General features: G+C 65.3%; 19 protein-coding genes. 5 read left to right on the top strand and 14 right to left on the bottom strand.

Going from position 1 to position 24,846, the window contains the following annotated elements; all coding sequences use genetic code 11:
* Positions 1-110: 110 nt before the first annotated feature.
* Together EA187_RS12030 and EA187_RS12025 are read right to left on the bottom strand one after the other, a co-directional pair.
* On the bottom strand, positions 111-599 hold the full coding sequence (locus tag EA187_RS12030; protein WP_115605066.1) for a CarD family transcriptional regulator: 489 nt from the start codon (positions 597-599) through the stop codon (positions 111-113).
* Positions 600-1,125: 526 nt separating this feature from the next.
* A complete protein-coding gene (locus EA187_RS12025) occupies positions 1,126-1,479 on the bottom strand; it encodes a hypothetical protein (protein WP_115605068.1) in 354 nt (117 codons plus the stop codon).
* Between the two features lie 241 nt (positions 1,480-1,720).
* Here EA187_RS12025 and EA187_RS12020 point away from each other — a divergent pair, with 241 nt between their 5' ends.
* Positions 1,721-3,412, top strand: a complete 1,692-nt coding sequence (locus EA187_RS12020; RefSeq protein WP_127780403.1) for a peptidylprolyl isomerase — start codon at positions 1,721-1,723, stop codon at positions 3,410-3,412.
* Here EA187_RS12020 and truA read toward each other — a convergent pair.
* The 4 genes from truA to EA187_RS12000 form a co-directional block, all read right to left on the bottom strand.
* The gene (truA, locus tag EA187_RS12015; protein WP_115605072.1) at positions 3,385-4,197 is read right to left on the bottom strand and encodes a tRNA pseudouridine(38-40) synthase TruA; all 813 of its coding nucleotides are present in this window, start codon (positions 4,195-4,197) and stop codon (positions 3,385-3,387) included. The two genes, EA187_RS12020 and truA, sit on opposite strands and share 28 nt — an antisense overlap.
* Before the next feature lie 57 nt (positions 4,198-4,254).
* The gene (locus EA187_RS12010; protein ID WP_127780402.1) at positions 4,255-4,995 is read right to left on the bottom strand and encodes an MXAN_2562 family outer membrane beta-barrel protein; all 741 of its coding nucleotides are present in this window, start codon (positions 4,993-4,995) and stop codon (positions 4,255-4,257) included.
* A 120-nt stretch (positions 4,996-5,115) separates the two neighbouring features.
* The gene (locus EA187_RS12005) at positions 5,116-6,162 is read right to left on the bottom strand and encodes an MYXO-CTERM sorting domain-containing protein (RefSeq protein ID WP_164856225.1); all 1,047 of its coding nucleotides are present in this window, start codon (positions 6,160-6,162) and stop codon (positions 5,116-5,118) included.
* A 47-nt stretch (positions 6,163-6,209) separates the two neighbouring features.
* Positions 6,210-7,217, bottom strand: coding sequence for an aspartate-semialdehyde dehydrogenase (locus EA187_RS12000; protein WP_115605260.1), 1,008 nt, complete (start codon positions 7,215-7,217; stop codon positions 6,210-6,212).
* A 501-nt stretch (positions 7,218-7,718) separates the two neighbouring features.
* Here EA187_RS12000 and glyQ point away from each other — a divergent pair.
* Complete coding sequence (glyQ, locus tag EA187_RS11990; RefSeq protein WP_115605078.1) at positions 7,719-8,597, top strand: glycine--tRNA ligase subunit alpha; 879 nt, start codon at positions 7,719-7,721, stop codon at positions 8,595-8,597.
* 79 nt (positions 8,598-8,676) lie between these two features.
* The gene (gene glyS, locus EA187_RS11985) at positions 8,677-10,767 is read left to right on the top strand and encodes a glycine--tRNA ligase subunit beta (protein ID WP_127780399.1); all 2,091 of its coding nucleotides are present in this window, start codon (positions 8,677-8,679) and stop codon (positions 10,765-10,767) included.
* Positions 10,768-11,343: 576 nt separating this feature from the next.
* On the opposite strand, the gene EA187_RS11980 is transcribed toward glyS, so the two are convergent.
* From EA187_RS11980 to EA187_RS11955, 6 genes are all read right to left on the bottom strand, one after another.
* A complete protein-coding gene (locus tag EA187_RS11980) occupies positions 11,344-11,943 on the bottom strand; it encodes a pseudouridine synthase (protein ID WP_164856224.1) in 600 nt (199 codons plus the stop codon).
* Positions 11,944-12,008: 65 nt separating this feature from the next.
* Positions 12,009-12,212, bottom strand: a complete 204-nt coding sequence (locus EA187_RS11975; protein WP_127780398.1) for a hypothetical protein — start codon at positions 12,210-12,212, stop codon at positions 12,009-12,011.
* 86 nt (positions 12,213-12,298) lie between these two features.
* On the bottom strand, positions 12,299-13,744 hold the full coding sequence (locus EA187_RS11970; protein WP_127780397.1) for a hypothetical protein: 1,446 nt from the start codon (positions 13,742-13,744) through the stop codon (positions 12,299-12,301).
* A gap of 253 nt (positions 13,745-13,997) precedes the next feature.
* The gene (locus EA187_RS11965; RefSeq protein WP_127780396.1) at positions 13,998-14,597 is read right to left on the bottom strand and encodes an HD domain-containing protein; all 600 of its coding nucleotides are present in this window, start codon (positions 14,595-14,597) and stop codon (positions 13,998-14,000) included.
* 96 nt (positions 14,598-14,693) lie between these two features.
* Positions 14,694-15,935 carry an OmpP1/FadL family transporter gene (locus EA187_RS11960; RefSeq protein ID WP_127780395.1) on the bottom strand — a complete coding sequence of 414 codons (1,242 nt, stop codon included), beginning with the start codon at positions 15,933-15,935 and terminating at the stop codon, positions 14,694-14,696.
* Positions 15,936-15,982: 47 nt separating this feature from the next.
* Complete coding sequence (locus EA187_RS11955; RefSeq protein ID WP_127780394.1) at positions 15,983-18,520, bottom strand: alpha/beta hydrolase family protein; 2,538 nt, start codon at positions 18,518-18,520, stop codon at positions 15,983-15,985.
* Between the two features lie 572 nt (positions 18,521-19,092).
* On the opposite strand from EA187_RS11955, the gene EA187_RS11950 reads away from it, so the two are divergent.
* Positions 19,093-20,052, top strand: a complete 960-nt coding sequence (locus EA187_RS11950) for a 2-oxo acid dehydrogenase subunit E2 (RefSeq protein ID WP_127780393.1) — start codon at positions 19,093-19,095, stop codon at positions 20,050-20,052.
* 140 nt (positions 20,053-20,192) lie between these two features.
* Positions 20,193-22,202, top strand: coding sequence for an IgGFc-binding protein (locus EA187_RS11945; RefSeq protein ID WP_127780392.1), 2,010 nt, complete (start codon positions 20,193-20,195; stop codon positions 22,200-22,202).
* Between the two features lie 100 nt (positions 22,203-22,302).
* On the opposite strand, the gene EA187_RS11940 is transcribed toward EA187_RS11945, so the two are convergent.
* A complete protein-coding gene (locus tag EA187_RS11940) occupies positions 22,303-23,409 on the bottom strand; it encodes a DmpA family aminopeptidase (protein ID WP_206524294.1) in 1,107 nt (368 codons plus the stop codon).
* Complete coding sequence (locus EA187_RS11935) at positions 23,406-24,680, bottom strand: D-alanine--D-alanine ligase family protein (RefSeq protein WP_115605099.1); 1,275 nt, start codon at positions 24,678-24,680, stop codon at positions 23,406-23,408. The genes EA187_RS11940 and EA187_RS11935 overlap by 4 nt, the downstream gene beginning before the upstream one ends.
* Positions 24,681-24,846: the final 166 nt, after the last annotated feature.

Raw genomic sequence — 24,846 nt, 5'->3', positions numbered from 1 at the left:
AAAAAAGGCCGGCGCCCCATTCGGGGCACCGGCCTTTTTTCATCTTACGAACGTCTCTCAACCCGAGGCTCTGGCGAAGCGCCCCTGGCTCAGATGGATCGCCTGAAACATCAGGCCGTGAAGATGTGCTCGAGCTCTTCCATCACCGCCTCCTCGGAGGCGTCTTTGGCCACGGCCATCTCCTGCACCAGCAAGCGGCGCGCCTTATCGAGCATCTTACGCTCGCCGAAGCTCAACGCTTTGTGGAACTTGAGCAGGTTGAGGTCACGCAGCACCGCGGCGATCTCGTAGGGGCTGCCCGTCTGGATCTTCTCCAGGTAGGCGCGGTAGCGCCGGTTCCAGGTCTGCTGGTTCAAGTCCACGTCACGCTCACGCAAAATGTCATAGACCTCCTCGAGCTCCGAGGGAGTCATGACGCTGCGCAGCCCAACGTTCTTGACGTTGTTGACCGGAATCATGATGCGCTTGTCCGAGTCCATCACGCGCAACACGTAGAAGGTCTGGCTCGTGCCCATGATCTCTTTGGTGTCGATGCCCACCACCTCCGCCACCCCCTGTGCGGGGTAGACGGCCTTATCTCCAACCTTAAACGGGGTCACCTTGACTTCTCCTTACCAATGAGGCTGTGTGGCGAGGGCCTGCAAATGACAATCCCATCGCTCAACGAGGCGATGAGGTTGGGGCCCTGTACGATGCCGATTCGCCGCCGAAATGCTCACAGGCCCAACTCGCCAGGCCGGTGTCACATCTTCAAACGGGATGAGCGCGGGCGTAGCGCTCGGGGTCTGGCGTCTCCCGAGGGGTTCGGGGCACAAGCGTTGGGCTCTATGGCGAGGACGCACATTCCACCGGCGCTGGGAGGACTTAGAGAGCGCTGGACAAGTCGACAGCGCTGAGCTACGAGGAGGGAGTAACCCCTGCCTGAACGCGCCGCATTCCATCGAATACGCACAGCTCAGCTTGTCGTGCCCGGCGCACGATAAAGCCCCAACAGTGTAGTCTGTTGGCGGCTCAAACACAACTATGTTGCGGGGGGATTTCGCAGAGAGAGGCGCACGCGAGAGCACGCCGGAGGGAAAAACGCCCGCGCCTCAGGACGAAGCGCGGGCGCAAAAAACGGAGGGTTCAGCGAGTCAGTTCGCTGATCTTGATCAGGTTGTGCTGACGCGCCACATCCAGAAGCTTGGGCAGGGTGAAGGTGCCCAGCTTGCGGGCGTAGTCTTCGTTGCCGCCCTTAAAGCGCGCCTTGGTGATGGCGTCGACCAGCTCGGCTTTGGAGCCGAACTTGCTGCTCACAAGCTGATGAGCATTCCAGAGACGAAGCAGCTTGGTGTTGCTCATGGTCTTAACGCCATGCTCAAACGCCTGGGCCTCTTCCTCGTCTTCGGGACGATCGAGCACGCCGATCACTTTTTCGGCGAGCGCCGCTTTGGAGCCGAACTCATCTTTGACAATCTGCAGCGGGGTTTTCTTGGCCATAATCAGGTCTCCCTTTTGAAAGTACGGTACCGCCCTGAGCCTTCGCCTCCGGGCTGGGAGCAGCCATGGGGGACGACGCTGCTATGGCAGCCACCGCGGGCGCGCTCGGCCGAGTCTTCGGAACACGGGCGCACCGATCGTTTGTTGAGCGCCACGGCACACCGTGGCAAGGTCATCTCGCGAAAGGTTGCCTGAATATTCAGGGCCGCTCACGCGAGCCCCCTCCTAACAGAGAGTCCCCATGCGCGCAAGCTCCACGCGACGACGACATCCCCTCGGCCCCCGCTACACCCTGCCCTCGCTGGCCCTTGCGCTGACGATGGGGCTGGCCGCCTGCGACAGCGCCGAGAAGAGCGCCCCGGAGAACACCTCCGCCACCCAAGAAGCCCCCGCAGAGAACAACGCGGAGCGCCCCGACCCCACCACCGAGGTCATCCGCGGCGAAGGCGTCACGCTGACCCTGGGCGAGGTGGAGAAGGCTGTGGATCGCTTGCGCATCTTCGCCCCGCGAAACGATGACGGCTCCTTTGCCGAGCCCGACGAACGCTGGTTTCGCACCCCCCAGGCCCAGTCCAGCCTGGTCAACAACCTGCTTCACTTTGAAGTGATGCGCCTGGCCGCCGAAGAGTGGGACTTAAGCATCGCTCCCGAAGACCGGCTCAAACTGGTGCGCGAACAGGAGCAGCTCTCACCCTTTTTGCCCCTCTTCGAGGAGAGCGCGGAGAGCGCCACGCTGCGCCAACACCTCAACGAGGCTGGCTTAAGCGAAGACGACGTGCGCCACCTTGTCGACGACATGGTCTACGGCGAAAAGGTCCATCAGCAGCTGGTAGAACGCTTCGATGACGACGCCCTCTGGGCCATCTATGAAGCCGCCAACGACACCGCCACGCTGGTGGTCGTCCGAGGCACCAACACCCCCACCAGCCGCGAGATCGATGAAGCCGTGGTGGCGATGGCCGACGACATCGAGGCCTACTACCGCGACAACCCCCAGCGCTATATGCGCCCGGAGACCGCGCGCCTGACCGTGCTCCGACCCAAAGGAGGCGACAAGCCCGAGGCTGTGCGGGAGGCCGCCCTTCGCCTCAAGGCCGGCGAAGACGCCGAAGCCATCGCCGCCGGCCTGGGCCTGGAGCTGCGCCCGGAAGCCTTCCTCATCAAACCCGAAAACCCGGCCATCTTTGAGGAGGATGCTGAAGACATCGGCTTTGAGATGAGCGGCCCTCGCGGCCAGTACGCCTACAAGGTGCTTGAGCGCATGCCCCCCGAACCTCTGGAGTTGAACCGACCGCTGCGCCGCGAAATCGCCTCCCATCTGATGCGCACCCGCGGCGTGGTCGACTCGGCGCGCCGCCGCCTGGAGCCCGCCCTGGGCATCATGGAGAAGTTCCCCACCGACAAGGCGTTAAGCGACGCCCAGATCGAAACGATGGTCACCGAGCTGGAAAACGCCGGCTTTGAAGCGGTGCGCTCCGAGCCCTTCTCCCTCCGTGGCCAGGGCATTGTGCCCGGCGTCGGCCTGGCCGAAGAGGTCGTTGCGGCCACAGCCTCCTTGACCCTCAAGAGTCCCACGGTCGATGCGCCGGTCAAATCCCGCGACGACGTCTACGTCTTCCGCATGGTCGATCGCAGCAGCGCCGATCGCGCCGACTTTGAGGCCGAACGCGAGGCCTTCCGCGAGAGCTTCATGGCGCGAAACGCCCGGCGCTTTAGCCAGGAGTTCGTCCACAAAACCCGCGAGGACCGCAACATCACCGTCGACCTTGAGCCGGTGCGTCAGCGTTACCCCCTGATGAGCAAAGAAGAACAGGCCGCGTTTATGGCCGAACAAAACGCCGCCCCACAACCGGCCGACGCTCCTTCCAACGAGCCTGCGCCTCAGGACGGAAGCGAAGCCACCGCTCAGCCCTCACCCACCTCCGAGAGGTAAGCACCACCGAGCTCCGGCTGCGGCTCCTCCCAGGGATAATCCGGGTAGAACACCCGCTCCAGAGTCAACCCGCAGGCCGGCGCCGTCTGGCCGGCCTGCCGGCGATCGCCAGTCTCAAAAACCTCATCGAGCCGCTCCAGCGGCATGCGCCCGGTGCCGATATCCACCAGCGTGCCCACCATGATGCGCACCATATGCTTGAGAAAGGCCGTGCCCTCCACCTCCACCTCCAGCATCGAGGGGCCCGCCTCAATCACCTCAATGCGGCGCATCTCCCGCACCGTCGTCGGGCTGTCGCAGCCCGCAGTACGAAAGCCCCCGAAGTCATGGGTACCCACCATCTTTCCGGCAGCCTGACGCATCCGTCCCAGATCCAGGCGGCTTCCCATCTGCCAGACCCGGTCCCCTGAAAAGGGGTGATCAAAACGGTGGTTCCAGATCCGGTAGCGGTAGATCTTGCCGCGGGCCGAATGCCGTGCATGAAACCCCTCGCCGGCAAGCTCGGCGCGGGTCACGCAAATATCCTCGTCGGTCAGCGCGTTGAGCGCGCGCACAAAATCCCACAGCCGCCGCGGGCTCTCGTGATCAAAATGCGCCACCTGCCCCAGGGCGTGCACCCCGGCGTCGGTACGGCTTGCGCCCTGCACCTTCACCGGCCCGTCGGTGCCCAGCACCGTCTTCACCGCCCGGGTCAGCTCCCCCTCCACCGTGCGGTCCTCGGGCTGAATCTGCCAGCCGTGGTACGCCGTCCCCCGATACGCAATATGCAGCCTTATTCGCACCATCGGGCGCTCCTGCCACTGAGCTTTGAGGCGCCCCTTTAAGGGGGCCCCCTCTTTTACTCAGTACTCAAACGCCAGCCCGAACGCGAAATGACGCGCGCTCAAGTCGATGCCCTCGCCGCCGAAGTTGTCGACGTTGGCCCAGGTGTATTCGGCAAAGAGGTACGAGTTGTTGATACCCCAGCTCATATCGAAGGCCGCGGCGCTGCCCTTATCGATGAAATCCAGATGGAAGTTCAATCCGGCGGTCACGTGCCAGCCGAACTTACCTCCCGAGGCGCGTTGCGCATCGGTGCCCGCGGTCTCGCCATCGGCCCCGACCACGCGCCAGAGGTGGTAGTCGAGCCCGGCCTTGAGCTTGGGCACCAGCGGGATGTTGTGGTGCAGCGCGCTGTAATCGTAGCGGTACACAAGCCCGGCACGCAGCGGAATGACCCGAAAACGCGCCTCATCGGCCAGCTCCACTTCCGAGCCATCGGGCATACGCACCCGCCCGCTCACCGAGCCATATCCGGCATTAAACGCCAGGCCCAGCTTTCCAAAACCGTCCCAGAGATGGTGGTCATACTGCACCTCCCCCAGAAACATCGAGTCGCCCCCGAAGAACCCCTCAAAGGGGCCGCCCCCCTCGCCGAACTCCTGATCGACCAGGGGGCGATACGCGCCGCCCTTAAACTCAAAAAAACCATGGATCGGCGACTGGGCGCTGGCCGAGGCCGCCCACAGCGTGGCGGCCATCATCACAACACTGGCACTGACGAGCGGGCCGGCAGCGCGGCGAGCTCGGTTGGGGTAGTTCATCAGCGAGTCCTTGAGATTCTTAAACATATCAGGGTGTGAAACATAGGGGTTCTAAGCGTCAGGCGGACGGGCGCGGGCCAGCGAAGCGGGCCCTACGACAGACGCGGCGTCCACGATAGCTCACCGCGTAAAACGACGTCGCCCCACACCCAGCACCATCGTTGCCACAAGGAGCGTCCACAGGCTGGTGGAGCTTCCACCCGTGCTGGTGCACCCGTAACCGCCGGTCTCACTGCCGCCCGCACCGACATAGTAGTCCCAGAAGTCTTCGGTAGGCACCACATCAACCTCCAGGGGCTCGGAGAGTACGCTATAATTTTTCGCCTCATCACGAGACGCGACGGCCACATAAACCTTCGTGCCTTCTTCAAGATCAACGCCAAACTGCCCCACACCGGTGGTCATATTGAGGTTGATCGGAACAAGCTCATCCTCCCTGCCCATCTCCGAGGGAAGCTGGCCTCCTTCAAAACGCTCAGTGCTGATCAACGCGAAGTAACCGCTGACGTCTTCGGCTTCCGCCACCTGCACCGTCAGTTGCATCTTCGAGGCCGTGCTCACCCCCTCATCCGGAATCGGAGCGTCCGGGCGGATCAGGTCCATGATGACGCGCCCCTCGGTATAATCGGCCTCCGTCGCCACGGTGGTGGTGTTGGGCAGGATATGCAGCTGCACAAAATGCTCCATATCGGTGCCTTCGGTCTCGCAGAGCTCCGCGTTGCTAAACCCCACCAGGTCACGCAGAGCCACCTCCACCTCTGCCACCCCATCGGCAATCGTCAGCGCATCCTCGCTGAGCGTCTGGCAGTCAGGGTTTTCGTCTTCACGGCAGTTGATCGCGTTGTTCGCCTCCCGCTCCAACTCGTAGGTATAGGGCCCTTCAAAAAACTGTTCCGCGTCACCCAGCACGGCATCGTCGTTGGCGTAGGTCGTCGTGAAGGAGAACTTCACCTGAGAATTCTCTTCGATCTGCTTGCTACAGACCTTGATGCCCGCCGTGATGGTGGCGCCGTCGTCGCTGATGAGCGCAGTCCCCAGCGTCGCCGCCTGCGTGTCTTGCACCAGCGGAGACCGGCGCGGAGTACGTGCCTCGGCCTCGGCAACAGGTGTCGCCCCCAACGCCCCGGCCCCCAACAGGGCCAGGGCCCATTTCTTCGAATTCATCATGCTCGAGTCTCCATCCACCATCGAAACTTAGTTAGCTCGCCCGCGCCCTACTGCGCGATGAGCGCCTCGGCGATCTGCACGGCGTTGAGCGCCGCGCCCTTTCGCAAATTGTCGGCCACCACCCAGAAGTGCAGCGTGTTGGGGCGGTCACGGTCCTGGCGAAGTCGGCCCACCCAGCAGGGGTCGGTGCCGGCGGCCTTTCGGGCCAGCGGATACGCGCTCTTCGAGGGATCATCGAGCACAGAAACGCCCGCCGTCTTCTCCCAGAGCTCGCGAACCTCCTCCACGCCCAACGCCTGCTCCAGATCGACCGTCACCGACTCCCCGTGACCACGTACCACCGGCACGCGCACACAGGTCGCGGCGATCTCCACGCCCTCAAGCCCCATGATTTTGCGCGTCTCGCGCATCATCTTCTCTTCTTCACGGGTGAAGCCGTCGTCCATAAACACGTCGATCTGCGGCAATGCCTCAAACGCCAGTGGATGCGCAAACGTCGCCGGCTCCGATTCTTGTTCCCCGCTCAGATACGAACGTGCTCCGGCGAGCAACTCATCGACGCCTTGTTGGCCAGCACCGGAGGCCGACTGGTAGGTGCTCACGACCACGCGTTTGAGCCCTGCGGCCTTATGCAGAGGCTCCAACACACAGACCAGCTGAATCGTCGAGCAGTTGGGGTTGGCGATAATCCCCTTATGCTGCGCGATGGCTTCAGGGTTGACCTCCGGCACCACCAGCGGCACATCGGGGTCCATACGAAACGCGCTGGTATTGTCGATGACCACCGCGCCGGCCTGGACCGCCCGCGGCGCAAAGGCCTTGCTCACCGCGCCGCCCGCCGAGCTGAGCACGATGTCGACGCCCTCAAAGTCGGCCGTATCCAGATCTTCGATGACGATCGTTCGGCCCATCACCTGCACACTCGCGCCCGCCGAGCGCGCTGAGGCCATCAGGCGCAGCTCGCCCACCGGAAAGTTTCGCGCCTCCAGAATCGCCAGCATCTCACGGCCCACCGCACCGGTTGACCCCACCAGGGCCACGTTTGGTTTTTTCATCGTCGCTTGCGCCATGGCTCGTCGCTCGTCGCTCAAAGATCGTCGTTAGAAATGGCCTCTCTGCGGACCTCAACTCTCCTTTACGGCTCAGCGCGCTCTCTCGAAAAAACGCCGCTCGGGCCGCCCGGCCGCAGAAGGCCGGCACTCTACAGAAGGCCCCCCATTGGGGCAACCGGCGGGGCAACCGGCGGGGCAACCGGCGGGGCAACCGGCGGGGCAACCGGCGGGGCAACCGGCGGGGCAACCGGCGGGGCAACCGGCGGGGCAACCGGCCGGGCAACCGGCGGGGCAACCGGCCGGGCCACGGGACGCCCGGGCCCTCTGCCCCCGCCTTGCGACGGCCCCCTTGTAGCTGAACTTCTTTGGCTCTATAAACGGCGCCCGTCGCGCGCCACGCCCTACAAGCGGGGTGATCGTCATCGCGCGCGCCCCCATGTGCATGCCTTAGAGCTTTTGAGCTTTTCCAGCCTGTTGAACCTCCCCACTCTGTCACGAGCGACCATGAGCGCAGCGACTTTTCAGGATCTCATCCTCACCCTTCAAAACTTCTGGGCCGAGCAGGGCTGCATCGTCGCCCAGCCCTGGGATGTGGAGAAGGGTGCCGGCACCTACAACGCCCACACCTTTCTGCGCGCCTTAGGCCCGGAGCCCTGGAAGGTAGCCTACGTCGAGCCCTGCCGCCGCCCCACCGACGGTCGCTACGGCGAAAACCCCAACCGCCTGGGAAGCTACTTTCAGTTTCAGGTCCTCTTGAAGCCGGGTCCCGACAACGTGCTCGACCTCTACTTCGACAGCCTGCGCGCCATCGGCGTCGACCCGCTGGAGCACGACCTGCGCCTGGTCGAAGACGACTGGGAGCAGCCCACGCTCGGCGCCTGGGGCTTAGGCTGGGAGGTCTGGATCGACGGTATGGAAGCCACCCAGTTCACCTACTTCCAGCAGGTCGGCGGCATCGAGCTCAGCCCCATCCCCGCCGAGATCACCTACGGTCTGGAGCGCATCGCCATGTTTTTGCAGGGCGTCGACAGCGTCTACGACCTTAAATGGACCGAAGACGTCAGCTACGGCCAGATCCGCCACCAGGAAGAGGTGGAGTTCAGCCACTTCAACTTCGAAGAGGCCGACACCGAGCTGCATTTCCGCTGGTTCGATGAGTTCGAGGCTCAGGCCAAAGTGCTCATCGAGAAGGCGCTCGTGCAGCCGGCCTACGACTACATCATGAAGGCCAGCCACACCTTCAACGTGCTCGACGCCCGCGGCGCCATCAGCGTCACCGAGCGCCAGAAGTACATCGGTCGCATCCGCAACCTGGCCCGCGGTATCGCCCGCGCCCACCTCGACAAGCGCGAGGAGCTCGGCTTCCCGCTTTTGAAGGGCTAAATCTTCTGCGCTTCGTGTCGCCCCTCGCCAGGCGGCCTCGTGAGACATTTAAAAACGCTTCAGACCCCGGTGTGTTGCTATGGAATTTATCTTTGAAATCGGCTGCGAAGAGCTGCCCGCCCGCTTCGTTCCGGCGGCCCTCGACCAGCTGCGCGATCTCTTTACCGAAGCCGCCGCAGACGCGCGCCTCACCCACGGGGCCATCCGCACCATGGGCACCCCGCGCCGTCTTACGCTCCTGATCGACGAGCTCTCCGAGGCTCAGGCCGACTTGAGCGAAGAGCGCACCGGCCCCCCCCTCAAAGCCGCCTACCGCGACGGCCAGCCCACCAAAGCCGCCGAAGGTTTTGCCCGCGGCCAGGGCGTCACCCTCGAAGACCTCTACACCGTCGAGACCGACAAGGGCGAATACATCGCCGCCAAAGTCTTCGAGAAAGGACAGCCCGCCACAGAGATTCTGCCCACGCTCCTCGAAGGCATCCTGGCAAAGCTGAACTTCCCCAAATCCATGCGCTGGGCCGACCTCTCGCTCAGCTTCGCTCGCCCCGTGCGCTGGATCGTGGCCGTGGCCGGCGGTGAGCTCGTCAAGATGAGCTTTGCCGGTGTGCAGAGCCAGACCCAGACCTACGGTCACCGCTTCGCCGCCCCGGGTGCCATCGACGTCGCGTCGATCTCCGGCTACCTCAACGACCTGCGCGCGGCGGACGTCGAGCCCGACCCCGCCGCCCGAAAAGCCACCATCGAGGTCGCGCTCAAAGAGCACGCCGAGGCGATCGGCGCCCGCGTCATCGACGACCCGGAGCTCGTCGAGGAGGTCACCTACCTCGTCGAAAAACCCTTCGCCGTCACCCTGCCCTTCAGCGAAGCCTACCTGGAGCTCCCGCCCGAGGTGCTCATCAGCTCGATGCGCTCCCACCAGCGCTACTTCGCGCTGGAAAACCCCGACGGCTCGGGCCTGATGGCCGCCTGCGTCATCATCTACAACACCCCTGTGCGCGACCCCGAGCTCGTCGCAAAGGGCAACCTGCGCGTCCTTAAGGCGCGCCTCGACGACGCCCGCTTCTTCTGGGATCGCGACCTCAAGACCCCTCTTGCCGATCGCGTCGCCGAGCTGGAGCGCGTGGTCTGGCTCGCCAAGATCGGCACCATGAAAGAGCGCACCGAACGCATCGGTGAGCTGGCCGGGCGCGTGGGCAAAACCCTGGGGCTGGAGGGCCAGTCGCTCGACGATGCGGCGCGCGCAGGCCTCCTCTCCAAGGCCGACCTCGTCACCCAGCTCGTCTTCGAGTTCACCGACCTCCAGGGCGTGATGGGACGCGCCTACGCCCTTAAATCCGGCGAAAACGAGGCCGTTGCGCAGGCCATCTACGACCAATATTTGCCGAAAGGCGCCGACGAAGAGCTCCCCGGCTCCGAGGTGGGCGCATCCGTCGCCATCGCCGAGAAACTCGACGCCATCGTCGGCTGCTTCGGCATCGGCCTTGTTCCCTCCTCCAACGCCGACCCCTACGGCCTGCGCCGCGCCGCGCTCGGCGTCATCCGCATCCTCGACGCCGCCGGCTTTCATGTCACCCTCGACCAGCTCATCGACCAGGCCATCGCCACCTACCAGGCCAAAAACCCCGGCGTCCTTAACGACGACACCGCCAGCCTCGCCGGCGCTGTCAAAGCCTTCCTCGTCACTCGCCTCGACTATCTTTTGCGCGACGCCGCCCCCACCGATGTGGTCAACGCCGTGCTCGCCGCCGGCGTCACCGACATCCCCTCGGTCCGCGGCCGCGTCAAAGCCCTGGCCAGCCTCCGCGACCAGGCCGACTTCGAGCCCCTGGCCATCGGCTTCAAACGCGTCGTCAACATCCTGGCCAAGCAGGCCGCCGAGCTCGACGAGGCCCCCCCGACCAACCCCGAGCTCTTTGAAGAAGACGCCGAAAAAGCCCTCTTCGACGCCTTCAGCACCACCCGCCAGACCGTCGAGGCCGCCCTGGCCACAAGCGACTGGCAAAAAGCCTGCGACGCCCTCATCGGCCTCAAATCCCCCGTCGACCGCTTCTTCGACGACGTCATGGTCATGACCGATGACACCGCCCTTCGCCAGAACCGACTCGCCCTCTTGAGCGGCCTGCGCGACCTCTTCTTCGGCGTCGCCGATATCTCGAAGATTCAGGCATAAGATTCGGTCAGGGGAGAAGGCTCGCCCTTCTCCTTGAGCCCCGAGCAAAAAACCGGCAGGCCATCACGGCCTGCCGGTTTTTTTTGTTCAGGACAACGACTCGGAACACCGAGTTGCCGGTTTACTCAGGTAAATCCACAGCTAAGCGGGCTTAGCTGGCGTTTTACTCAGGTAAATCCGCAGCTAAGCGGGCTTAGCTGGCGTTTTACTCAGGTAAATCCGCAGCTAAGCAGGCTGAGTTGCCCTTTTACTCAGGTAAATCCACAACTAAGCGGGCTGAGCTGGCGTTCTACTCAGGTAAATCCACAGCTAAGCGGGCTTAGTTGGCGTTCTACTCAGGTAAATCCACAGCTCAGACCCCTTAGCTGGCGTTCTGTCGTGAACAGATCCGCGACTCAGACCCCTTAACTGGCGTTCTGTCGTGAACAGATCCGCGACTCAGACCCCTTAGCTCGCGTTCTGTTATGAACAGAAGCGCGACTCAGACCCCTTAGCCGGCGTTCTGTTATGAACAGATCCGCGACTCAGCCCCCTTAGCTCACGTTCTGTTATGAACAGAAGCGCGACTCAGACCCCTTACGCCTCGGGCCAGGGTCGCGGGTCATGGCCAAAGGCCGCCACATAGAGTTCGGTGAGTTCTTCGTCGCTCAGATGCCGACACCAGCGCAGCTTCAGCTCGCCAAGCTCCAGCGGTCCCAGACGCACACGGCGCAGCTTGCGGATCTGCAGGCCGCTGCGCTCACAGAGCTTTCGCACCTGACGGTGGCGCCCCTCGGTGATGGTGATGCTGATCCACGTGCAGCTGGAGCGCTCCGCCACCCACTCGGTCCGCGCCGGCGCGGTGAACTTGCCGGGCTCGTACTCCAGAGGCTCCTGCAGGGCGATGAGCACCGGGTCATCGGGCCCGAGCTTCGCCTTGACCTTGACGTGATAGACCTTCTCGATGGGCGCGAGCTCCGCGCTCGTCTCCTCCATCGACGTCGGGCCGGCGTAGTCTTTGTTGAGCAGGGCCTGGGCGAGTTTGCCGTCGTCGGTGAAGAGCAAGAGCCCTTCGGTGTTGAAGTCGAGGCGGCCCACATGGGGAAGCGGCTCAAAATGCTTCGGCACGTGGTCGTAGACCGTCGGGCGGTCCTCAAAATCCACCCGGGCGGTGATGCAGCCGGGGGGTTTGTTCATGATGAATGCGGGCATGGAATGGGGGGCTTGAGTTCAAAAGAATTGAGTACGGCGAAGGCGGACGCTCAACCGAGCCCCCGCTTCTTCTTCAGGACGTTATGGGACATCGTTCGCCCCTCGTCGATGTCGCGCTCCCCGCGCTCCACCAACGACCGGACGTGATGAACATACTGCAAATAGGACAGAACCTCCTGCTTCATTTCACCCCAGGTCAGGTCATCCGGAAGCTTGTGAATAAACGCGATCAGCTCTTCTTTTGCGCTTGCCATCGGCATTCTCCTGCACGGTTTCCGCGTCGTGGTGAAACCTACCATGACGCGTGACCGCCTCACCCGCAACGCCCCCCTGATCACGCTCAATTGAGATTCACAAAACGCCCCTGCACCCTCTGCGTATTGGGAGCGGCGCCCTGACCCCAGAGCACCACGTAGACCGAGCCGGCCACGTGGTCGATGCTCACGCCGTAGGGCATCCGGGCCTGGTCGCCGCTGTGCAGGTCGACGCGGCCGGCCTGGGAGGTGAAGTCGCCCGACGCGCTGGCGAGAAAGCGGCGCGCATGCACGTTGACGGCGGTGCCGCCGGACTGGCGGGTGATCCAGGCCACCGCACCGCCGGTGGGGCTTGCGGCCACGTCGCCCAGGAGCGCCTCGCGGTTGGCGATGGCGCTGGAGATCGTGTCACTGCCAGCGCTCATACGGGAGCCGTCTTTGACGATGATGTCGTTGCCAAAGCCCACCCCTCCGCTGTACGCCAGCCAGTGGCGGCCGTTGTTCTGGGCTTTGGAGAGGCGGCCTCCTCGGTTCAGATCGATGGCAGGGTGGGCGACGATGGCCTGGGCGGGCGTGGCTTTGGTTTCACCCGCCAGGATCTGGCCGTGGTAGACCCGAGGGGCGTCGGAGGAGCCGCCCACAAAGCTCATGGTGATGAGTCGGTTTGCGTCTGCGGCCACGCTCGGGTTGACCTGCTCACCGTAGAGGTCGACCGGATAGGGAAAAAACCCGTCGAGCAGGCGCTCACCATCGGCGTTAAAGCGCTGAAGCACCAGGCGCGCACCTTCGGGGGTGAGGGCGGAGGCGGCGAGTATGGCTTCGTTGTTTTCGAGGACAGCGACGTCGGGCTGCCAGATGGTGTTGATGACGTCGCCGGAGTTGAGAATGGGCGTCACCACAAAAGACTCGGCCTGGCGCGGCGTACCGTCGAGATCGAAGGTACGCGCGCGGATGGTGCCCTCGAGGTCATCTTCGCTCCAGACCACAAAAAGCGTCGTCTCACTGACGGCCAACGACGCCTGAGTGCTGCGCGCGTCTGGCGAGGTGGACACCTCAAAGGGTTCGACCAGAAGCTCGGCGTCGCATCCCATTTTTGCGGCGTAGACCCGCTCCGGCGTGCCGGACTCGCCGGGGCGCTGCACGTAGGCCACCCACACGCCCTCCCCATCGAAGGCGGCACGCGCCCAGAGTTGCGCCTGGCCCACAAGGGGCACGGTCCAGGTCGACGAGGTGTCGAGGATGTCGGCGCAGGTCGGCTCCGGCACGATGTCGGCATCCGGCTCGGTGTTGGTGTCGGGCTCGGTGTTGGTATCGGGCTCGTCGTCGGCGTCCGGGAGGTTGCCGGCGTCGTCCCCTACCTCGCCGGCATCCTCGCCAGCGTCGAGGAGGTTGCCTGTGTCGGGGCGCGTGTCGACGCGAATGTCGTCATCTCCCGAACCCCCAAAGAAGCCGCCGTCGGCGCAACCCGCCACACCTGCCAACACGCATGCCACGAGCGCAGCGCGCCCGACCTTCCCACACATCCTCATCATTTACTCCTCTCCTGATACCCATATAAGCCGTCGCGGCCGCGCGCACCGGCCATCGCGATCTGAGAACACAGCATGCGCCGCCCGCTCCGGCGATCGCCACCCACCGGGGTTTCAAGACCTGTGGGGCGATCGTAGCGAGCATGAAGCTCAAGCGGCGCGCGACGTTGTGCGGATCGATGGGTTAACTAGCAAAGGGGGAAGGTGGGGGGCAAGTGGGAGGCGGAGCGCAGGCTCTTAAGAGCATGTCGAACGCTCAGCCGCGCCCCATCTCCCCCACCAACCTCTTAAGCTCCCCGCTCAGGTACCCGGGCATCTTCGCCTCAAAGATCTCGGCCAGGCTGCGGTAGTACCAGAGCGACTGCGCTTTGCTGGCCGAAAAACGCTCCCAGAGCGCGTCACCCAGCTGCTGCAGGTCCCGTACGATCGAGGAGGCGTTGTGCACCTTATCGGCCAACGAGACGAGCAGGATGGGGGAGTCGTCGGGGAGCTCGCGCAGGTGGGCCAGGTAGGCTTCTTTGCGGGGCTGCCAGGGGGGCTTGGGGTCTTCGTAGGCGTCGGTGCAGCCCTCGACGATAAAGAGCACATCGGCCCCGAAGCGCTCGCCAATCTGCGCGGCGATGTCGGGGATCTCGCCGACGCAATCTTCGATGGCGTCGTGCAGGAGCGCGGCGATGACCTGGTCTTCGCTGCCGCCGTTGCTGCCCACAAGCGCGGCCACGGCCATCAGGTGGTTGATGTAGGGGGTCTGTTTGCCCTTTCGGGTCTGCGCGCGGTGCCAGCTGCTCGCGCAGCGAAAGGCGTCATCGAAGCGCTCGGAGTAGCCGCGCTCGGGGGTGTTGTCGGCCTGTGTCATGGACGTCCTCCCGGGGGTGGTGTTGCGTGATGTTGCGCAACGGTCGCCCCGGGGATGTTTTGTGTCAAGACACCACCACGTCGACGCATCGCCCCCCTACTTCGCCAGCAAACTCAACACCAGCACATGCGCAAAGCCGTCGTAGATGCCCGGGTAGGCGTCGGCGCCGGCGGCGTTCTGGCTTAAGATCACGTAGTTGTACGCCAGGTTGACCTGGAGGTGCTCGTCGACATCGTACGCGACGCCCAGAGATGCGATGTAGCGGTCGGTGTCGGGCTGGGCCGGGCTGATGGCTTCGGGAGGGGCCGGCGAGGGGTCGATGGCGAAGCCGGAGCGCATGACGAGGCCGCCAAAAGGGGAGGCGTATTCGACGCCGACGCGCATGCCGAAGGTGTCGCGCCAGTTTCGGGCGTCATCGATGTCGTCGACCTGCGCGTCGTCGAAGTCGACCTCAAAGCGCTCGTTGGTGCTCCAGCGGTTGTACTCCACGTCCAGGCTGACGATGGCGTCGGCTCCGAGCTCCCAGGCGCCACCGAGCACGATGCGGTCCGGGAGCACGATGGTGGTGGTGAAGGGGGTATCGCGGGCCTGCTCGGAGAGCTCCGGGGGCACATCGCTAAAATCGGCGACGCCCGAGAAATTCAGGCGCACGGTCGAGCGCCAGCTCAGGCCGAAGCTTAAGCGACGGGTGGGCGCCACCCACACGCCCACCTGCGCTCCAAGGCCCCAGGCGTTGGCCGAGAGGTCCACACGGGCCTCCTCGCCACTGCGGGCCACGTCGATCTGCCTCCCAAGGCTCAGGGTGCCCAGCATCACCCGCGGCCCCGCGCCGATCGCGAGCCACTTTGTCGGCCGAAGCGCCAGCGAAGGCGCCGCCTCAAAGGCTCGCAGACTCACCGCCTGCGCCTCAAAGCGCCCCTCCCAGTTCTCGGGCCAGCGCAGGCTGCTCCCGTAAGGCAGGCCCACGCTCAAGCCCACCGCCCAGCGCTCCCCGGGACGCCAGCCCGCGTGCAGATGAGGCACCAGCGCCAGATCGTTCTCGGCGCGGGTACGCTCCCCACCCTGCGGATCCACGTGAAAGAGGGTCGGGAAGATCGCACCGCTCCCCACCATCGCCCCCCAGCCCGGACGCAACGCCAGCCCGGCCGGATTATAAAAGGCAGCCTCCGGCGTATCGGGCCTCGCTGTCATCGCGCCGGCCACCCCCGCCGAGGCCGCACCCTGGGTGCCCTGCGCATAGCCGCCGGCCAGCGCCGGCGAGCCCCACAGACACACCAGCCCCAACGCCGCCGCGCTCAGAACCCAGACGCCCGCTCGCTTCTCACTCTCTGCCCTCATCCCCGCTCCCCTTGCTCTCGTTCCGTCAGGCCACCATCCAGTCACACTCACCTCTGATCGAAAAACTCCACGACATCCTCGCGCGCCGTGCGCGAGCCGTAGGCCAGCGGGTTGGGATTGAACAAAAACCCGTGGTCGGTCAGCCCCGGATCATACTCCGTGATCGTCACCCCCATGCGCTCCGAGAGCGCCCGGGTGCCCTCATTGGGCACCACCCGGTCGCCAGAGGCCATCTGAATCAACACGCGTCGCGCCGGATGCCCGGGCAAAGGTTGCAGAAGGGTGTGCTGCACAAGGTTGAGCGGGTCGACCGGGTCGAGAATCCAGCGCAGGGCCTGCACAAACTCGATGTAGGCGTCGCTCCCATGCTCGATGCCGCGGACGTGCAGCGCGTGCTCAAACGCCGTCTCAAAGGACGTCGAGTGTTCAATGATGCGCACCAGATCGGCGGCGGGCACGTTGAGTACAAAGTCGTCGATCGCGGGCTCCACCGCCGAGAGCGATGACCCCAGGATGCCCCCGAGGCTCATGCCCAGATACACGATCTCATCGCCCACCCACAGCCCGGTGGTGTCGACGATGGCCTGCTCCAGCGCGTCGCTCTGCAAGACGCGCACGGCCTGCTGCAAATCGAGCACGGCCTGGGCAAAGTGGTCGCGGGTGCCAAAAAGGCTCTCCATATCGATAAACACCGCGCCGCTGGTGCTCGGGTACGAGAGAAGCTCATCGAATTGATTGCCCAGGCTCAAAAGCCAGGGCACCTCCACCCGGTTGACTCGCCCCCGGCTGCCATCGGCATAGAGACACTGGCCGAGCGCGTCGCAGGTGGCGTCGCCCTCGCAGTTCATATCGCTCAGGCATACCGCCCGCTCTCCGTGGTAGGGCAAGTCCAGCGCGAAGGCCGCGTAGCCAGCGGCGGCCAGGGGCTCGGCGATCAAGTACAGAAGCTCGCGGCTCGTCATCAGCCCGTGGCCAAAGAGCACCACCGGCAGGGGCTCGGCCACCGAGACGTCTTTCGGCAAGGTCATCACAAAATCCACCGCGCGCTCCTCGTAGCGCCCATCCGGGTAAAAGGCGCGGGTGGCCGGGTCGAGGTGGTCGGCGATAAACATCTGACCGCGCACCACCGCATCGACGCTGTTGAGCAAGAGGCGAGTGCCCCCGGAGGGCTCGGTGACCTCGAGGTTGATCACCGAGGTGCGCACCTCGTCGTCGTAGAGCTTCTGGCGGCGCGCGAGCAGCGTGCTGGCCGACGACGCTGTTTTAAAGGGCACGGCCGCCGCCAGCGTGCTGCGATTGAGCCCCTCCTCGGCCTCCAGCTGGCGGAGCAAGCTGTCGACCTCGGCGCGCACAGGCTCCAGGCGCTGCGCCTCCGAGTCGGTGAGCACGCCGAGCTCCGAGCGACCGCCTGTCACCAGCGGCGCCTCCATCATCAGCATCGCGCCCAGGGGCTGCGGCCGATGCGCCCGACCGTCGGCCGCCGGCACGTCACCCGCCACCACATAGGCGTAGGTCGTCTGAGGCTCCAGCGTCAGACGCGGGCGCACCCAGAGGGTGGAGGCGTCATCAAAACGCCCCCGCTCCAGGTCCACGACCTCCTCCCAGCGCCCGCTTTCCCTTAAGCGAAAAACCCGCAGCTCCGCGCCCTGCCCCACCCCTTCCCCAAAACTCGCTGTGCTCTGAACCCGCATCGCCCCGGAGATCGCGAACCCGTCGTAGCCGTTGAGCCCGCGCAGGATCTCGGCCCGCTCACGCGTGTCGCTCGCGTCCACCGGCAGCGCCACCCGACCGGCCTCGTCGGTGAGCAGCGCGTTGGGCAGAGGCACCCGACCCGACGCGCTATCAAAGGCGATGGCCGGCAGGCTGGTCGTCGTAAACTGCGTCATCGCCGCGATCGCGTCTCGCGGAATGCCCCGGGAGGCCAGCACCCCCATCGCCGGGATGTAATCCTCCTGCAGCGCCGTGAGCTCAGCGGCCAGCGCCTCGCGCTCGGCGCGTGTCGCCCCGGGGAGCGCGTCGGGGTGATCCATGAGCCGCTCCTCGCTGCGCAAAAGATAAAACGCGGCGTCGGCCACAAGCTGCTCCCCGGCCGCCCCCTTCGCGCCCCCCTCGTAGCCCCGAAGCCCCAGGGTGTAGCGTCTCCCCGGCAAGAGCGCTTCGCCCTCGGCCAGCTCCACGACCACCGCCTCAAGCTCCGCGTCATAACGCGGGCGCACTGCGACGCTGCGCATCCCGGGCTCTTCGACCATCACCACCGCCCCCAGAAGCGAGCTCTCCTGCACCGGCCCCGAGAGGGGAAAACGCATCGCGCTGCTCAAAGGGTAGGCGTCGAGCCGGTTGAGGTAGGTGCGAAACTCCCGCTCCGCCTCCGAGAGCTCATCGCCCACCGGCAGGGCCAGCTGCCCCCGCTCCGCGTCGCGCAAAAGATCGGTGGGGGTCGGAAGCTCGCCAGAGGTCGGATTCCATAACGCCCGCACCACCGCCGGTGGCGCCTCCACCCCGGGCGTTTCCGCCCCGCATCCCCAGCCGGCTCCCAGAACCAGCAGCCCCGCCAACACCATTGCACCCCATGGACCGCTTCGCATCATCGCCTCGTCGCGCCCGCTACCGCGCGCGAAATTTTCGATTCTTCCAAACAGAACGAGTCCGATCAGACTACCGGCCGGGCATAGCGCGCTTCAACCTCCCCGCCCCTCCCCCTCGCCGGCCTCCCCCGACGTGAATCGATAAAAGCCCCCCGAAGCCCTTGAGCCCCCTTCGTCAACGCGACGAACCCTCTCCGAAGCCCTTAAGACCCCCTTCGTCACTTCGCAGAATACCCCCTTATGGGTAATTTCTACCGCTCGTCACCTCGACGAAGCCCCTCCGAAGCTCTTAAGACCCCCTTCGTCACTTCGCAGAAGACCCCCTTATGGGTAGTTTTTGCCGCTCGTCACCTCGACGAACACCATCTGACAGGCTTCGACCGGCCTTCATCACCTCGACGCAGACCGCCCCACGAGCTTCAGCCCCCCTTCGTCACCACTCGCCAGGCATCACCCTGTGCGCGTGCCGATTCCCTTGATGCTGGCGAGTCCGGCCGCTACATTCGCCGCGCTGCTGATTCGTCCTTTACCAACGCCGCCGACCCGCTCGGCGCTGCACACGGGAGCCCCCGATGGCCAAACTCTGGAAGAAACCCACCCGCACCTCGTCGTGGCGAAAGCTCTCGGTGGGCATGTGGAACCGCCCCTCCGACCCCACCGTCTACGGCCACGAGACCCACCCGGCCGACAAGATCCTCACCTACCTGGAGGAGGTCAGCGCGTACTCGGGCCAGAAGATCACGATGACGGCGTACCTCGTCAAATCGATGGCGATCATGTTCTCGCTCTACCCCGAGCTCAACGTGATTGTGGTCGGCAACCGCGTGCTGCAGCGCGAGAACATCGATATTTTCTGTCAGGTGGCCGTGGCCGGGGGCGACGGCAAGGACGCGGATTTGAGCGGGGTGAAGATCCGCAACGCCGATCGCCTCTCGATCGTCGAGATCGCCGAGTACCTGCACACCCGCGCCACGCGCGTGCGCAAGGGGCAGGACGAGGAGATCGAGCAGACCAAGTCGATGATCGATAAGATTCCGCCGCTGCTGCTTCCGGCGGTGATGCGCATGGTCGATATGCTGACCTTCGCGGTGCCGATTGACCTGGGCAAGCTGGGCATCCGCGACGATCCCTTTGGAAGCGGCATGGTCACCAACTGCGCCCCCTTTAATATCCGCCTGGGGCTTGCGCCGCTGGTGCCGGCCTCGCGCACCCCGCTGGTGCTCCTTCCCGGGGCGGTCTACCAGGCCCCGGCGGTGGTCGACGGAAAGGTCAAGGTGGCCGACGTGATGAGCTCCTCGTTCACGCTCGATCACCGCTGCTACGACGGCTACCACATCGGCAAGCTCGTCACGACGATGCGCGAATGCCTGATGGACCCGGCCTACCACCACCCCCCGGCCGAGAGCTTTAAGCAGGGCGGTGCCGAGGCGGGAAAGCCCGCCAGCCCGGCCACCGAGAAAAACGCTGAAAAAGCGCCGGCCGACGCGCCCAAGCGGCGCACGCCCGAATCCTCGGCGAAGACCCCGGCCTGATCCTACGCCCGGCGTCTCTTCGCCGGGGCGCCTCCTCTCAGACGGGCGCCAGGCAGGTGGGCGCCCCACGGCATAAAGCACGCGGCCTGCACTGTTTGGTGGCAGGCCGCGTGTTTTTGTTTCCACCACCAGGGTTTAACGTGCGCTTACCACTCTCAACGCTTCTCCCGCTGATGCTGGCCGCGCTCCTTGCCGCCGGCTGCTCCTCCCCGGTCGACCCCACCGAGGGCCCCGACGCCTCCAGCCCGGACGACGCCGACACCACGGGTGACGCCGGTGACACGGCCACCGTGTGTGTGCCCGGGGAGGCGCGCTGCGATGACGCGGTGACGCTGGAAGTCTGCCGCGCCGACGCCACCGGCTGGGAGACGACCCTCTGCGAGGGGGAGCTTCGCTGCGACGCGGCCTCGGCCCGCTGCACCGACCAGCTCTGCGAGCCCGGCGCCTTTGATGCCTGCACCGATGAGGGCCTGCAGCGCTTCTGCAACGCCACCGGCACCGCCTGGCGCGAGGCGGAGTGCCCCGGCGGCGCCACCTGCGAGGAGGGGCGCTGCGGCCAGCCCGAGTGCCAGGCGGGCATCAACCGCTGCCTGGGCCGCGATCAACTCGAAGTCTGCAACGAGGCCGGCGCCTACGTGCCCGGCCAGCGCTGCCCCACCGGCACCGAATGCTTTGACGGGGCCTGCGAGGAGCTCTGCGAGATCTCCACCAAGGTCTCCAGCTACATCGGCTGCGAGTACTGGTCGGCCGACCTCGATAACTTCGAAGAGGCGTTGAGCCAGCCCCACGCCATCGTCATCACCAACCCCAACGAGGAGCTCGACGCCCGGGTGCGCCTTTTTGAGGGCGCCACAAGCCGCGAGCTCCTCAACGACAGCGAAGGCCAGCCTTTTGATACGACCATCCCTCCCGGGGAGGCGCGCATTTTCTCAATTCCGGTGGGCTACGATCACAGCGGCACGCGCATCTTTGACGACCACGCCATCCGCGTCACGAGCTCGATTCCGGTGGTCGCCCACCAGTTCAACCCGCTCAACAACGTCGACGTCTACTCCAACGACGGCACCCTCCTGCTTCCGACCAACTCGGTGGGCCGCGAGTACTTTGGCATGAGCTGGTACTTCCGCGGAGGGGCCACGCGCATCCGCGGCTACCTGACGATCGTCAACTCCACCAACCAGCCCAACGAAGTGCGCATCACCCCCTCGGCGGAGGTGATCAGCGGACCGGGGGTGCCGGCGATCCCCGCCGGCGAAGAACGCGTCTTTACGCTCGCTCCGGGGCAGTCGCTGAACCTGTCGACCTCCGGTGTGGAGCTCAGCGCCGCGCAGCAGGAAGGCTGCCTGGCCTCCCCCGACGGGCCGCCCGAGCAGACCTCCCCCTGCCCCGATCTGACCGGCACGCATATCATCGCCGAGCAGCCCATCACCGTCTTCGGAGGCCACCAATGCGGCAACGTCGTGCTCGGCGTGAACCGCTGCGACCACATCGAGTCGGTGCTGCTGCCGGTGGAGGCCTGGGGCACGCGTTATGTGGGCTCCAAGTTCAGCCCGCGCGCGGTGGGCTCCCAGCCCGAGCCCGACGTCTGGCGGGTGATCGCGGCGGAAGACGGCACCCAGCTCCAGACCGACCCGCCCATCGATGGCGTGCACGGCCGCACGCTTCAGGCCGGCGAATGGCGCCAGTTTGAGGCCCGCGAGCATTTCGAGCTCGGCGCCAGCAAGCCCGTCGCCCTGATGCAATACATGGTCGGCTCCAACTGGCTGGGCATCCCGCGGGAGTGCAACGAGGGCATCGACTTCAACAACCCCACCGGCATCGGCGACCCGGCGATGTCGGCGGGCGTGCCCACCGACCAGTTCCGCGACAACTACATCGTGCTCACCCCTCAGAATTACGAGCGGGACTACCTCAACATCATCGTGCCCACCGGTCAGGAGGTGCGCATCGACGGAGAGCCCATCCCCGCTTCGCGCTGGGCGCTTGTGGGAAGCCGCGGCCGCTTTGAGGTCGCCACGCTGGAGGTCGACGCCGGCTTCCACACGCTCAGCGCCGACGAGCCTTTTGGCGTGGTGGGCTACGGCTACGCCTGCCACGTCTCCTACGCCTCCCCCGGCGGCCTGAACCTGGAAGCCGCCAGCGATCGCTAATTTCCAATGATTTTCAATCAGGTTATTTCAATCAGGCGCTCAGGCGTTGTTGTGTTTTCACCACAACGCCTGACCACACCTTCCTCCCTGATTGAGAAAATCAGCAGCCGCGGGAGGCCATGATCTGGCGGACGTCGTCGAGGGGAAGTGAGGGCACATAGCGGCCCAGAAAGCCCGACATCGACTCGGCGGCGAAGAGGCTGTTGACCACGGCCTCTTCGGTGGCCTCGATGGCGGCCTCGTAGAGGTCGCGGGTGTGCTGGTCGTGCACATAGACCAGCGAGCCGGTCCAGCCCACCGGGTGGCGCGGCACGATGTTGGTGGTCGAAAACCCCAGAATGATCTCCCCGGAGCCGTGTGCGGCCATGCTGCCCACGCGCCCCAGGCCCAGCGCGCAGCGTTTGGCGATGCGCTCAAGCTGTTTGGGTAAAAGCGGCGCGTCGGTGGCAAAGACCACGATGATGCTGCCGTAGTTCACCCGGCGGCGGTCGTAGCCCTCATAATCGCGCTCAAGCACCTGGCCCACGGGCACCCCGGCGATGCGCAGATCGTTCATCACCCCGAAATTCGACTGCACGAGCACCCCCAGGGTGTAGCTCATCTCCGGCGGACCAAAACGCCGCGAGGAGGTGCCCACGCCGGCTTTAAAGTCGCAGGTGATCATGCCCGTGCCCCCGCCGACGTTGCCCTCGCGCACCCGGCCGCCGCGTGCGCGATCGAGCGCCTCAAAGACGTGCTGGGCGCGCAGGTGACCGCCGGCGATGTCGTTGAGCCAGGAGTCGTCGCACTCGCCAACAAGGGGAATCGGCACATCGCCCCTGCGGCCGATCTCGGGGTGGCGGCGCACCATCCACTGCACCACCGCGTCTTGCACCACGCCCACGCTTAAGGTGTTTGTGAGGCAGATCGGCGTCTCGAGCAGCCCCCACTCGTTGACCTGCACAAGCCCGGAGACCTCGCCAGCGCCGTTGAGCGTAAAGCTCCCGCCGATGACGCGCTCCTCATAGGGGTTGTCGTTGGGCAAGATCGCGGTGACGCCGCTGCGCACCTGGCCGTCGTAGGACATCAGGGTGCGATGCCCCACTTTGACGCCGGCCACGTCGGTGATGGCGTTGAGCGGCCCGCAGGGGAGCCGCCCGATGCGCACGCCGGCTTCGCGCGCCCGCGGCCTGCGGCCGCGGGGTCTGAGGCTTACCTGCTCGCTCAACCCACGGCCTCCCCCAGGCCCACGCCTGCAGCCAGCGTCGAGAGCGGCACCACACCGGGCATCGCCTCTTCGGGAAATCCCATCCGCGTGAGCGCCGCGCGCATCAGATGGCCCACGAGCGTCTGGTAGGTCAGCCCGGCGGCCGAGGCGATCAGGCATACATCGCTGTAGTCGGGCGTGAGCCCCGGCAGCGGGTTGACCTCCAGGAAGTGAATCGTACCGTCGTCAGCCAGGCGAAAATCCACCCGCGCCAGGTCGCGCAGCTCCAGCGCGCCAAAGACCTCGCGGGCGCGGCGCGCCAGACGCTCGGCCAGCTCCCCGTCGATCGGCGCCGGGCAGAGATAGCGCGCTCCGGCCACGATCTCCTGCTTGATCTCGTAGCTGTAGACCGGAAACTCGCCGGCAGCCTCATTAAACGCCACCTCCAGCACCGGCAGCACACAGGGATCCTGACCGTTTCCGATCACCGCCACCGTGAACTCTCGCCCGCTGATGTACGCCTCCACCAGGGCGGGCTGGTTGTAGCGCTCGCGCAGATGGCGCACCCGAGCGCGCAGCGCCTCCTCATCATGCACCACCGCGCCCTCACCGATGCCCTTGCTCGAACCCTCACAGGCCGGCTTGACGATCAGCGGAAACGCGAGCGCCGGGTTGAGCGGCTCATCGGCGGCCCGAAACACCTGAAAGGCCGGCGTGTCGAGCCCGGCCGAGGCCACCAGGCGCTTGGCCAGGACCTTGTCGAGGGTCAGCGCGATCGACACCGAATCGCTGCCCACAAAGGGAATGCCGCGGTACTCCAGCATCGCCGGCACCTGGCTCTCGCGGCTGCGCCCGTGCCAGCCCTCGGCGATGTTGAACACAAGGTCGGGCGCCACCGCGTCGAGGCGCGCTGGAAGGTCGGGGCCCGCCTCAATGGGCACCACCTCATAGCCCCAGCCCTGCAAGGCCTCGACGATCGCCGAGATGGTGCGCGGCGAGTCGAACTCGGCTTCTTGATCCCCGGCGATGCCCCGTTTGATGTTGTAGGTAAAGGCCACGCGCAGCGCGCGGGAGCTGCGCGGCTTCACCTCTCGCGATGCGCTCAAAACACGCTCAAGCGTGCGGGCATCGCCCTCAATCACCACCACCTCCGCCTCCCCCTTCGCATCAAAACCATCCTGCCCCGAGGAGGCATGCTCCGGCGTTGCACCGTCGCGAATCTCCACCTCAAAGCCCTGCTCCTTCAGCACCTGAGGCACCTGTGGAGCGCGTCGTCCCGTGATCAAAATCATGCGTGTCTCCCCTGCGGCCAGACCGTTGAATGCCCGCGACACAAGACTGCTTCGCGTGGCGCGATCTTGCGCTCGCCAGGGGCGCGGTCAATCCCTCACCCTGCATTTTTCGCCCGGGAGCACGTGATTAATTTTCCCTGTAGGCTCAACACGTTAGCCCCACACA

The organism is Lujinxingia sediminis (genome assembly GCF_004005565.1).
GTDB classification, from domain to species: Bacteria; Myxococcota_A; Bradymonadia; order Bradymonadales; family Bradymonadaceae; genus Lujinxingia; species Lujinxingia sediminis.
Note: the sequence above shows the minus strand (reverse complement) of the source record. Positions and strands in the feature narration are given on the sequence as shown.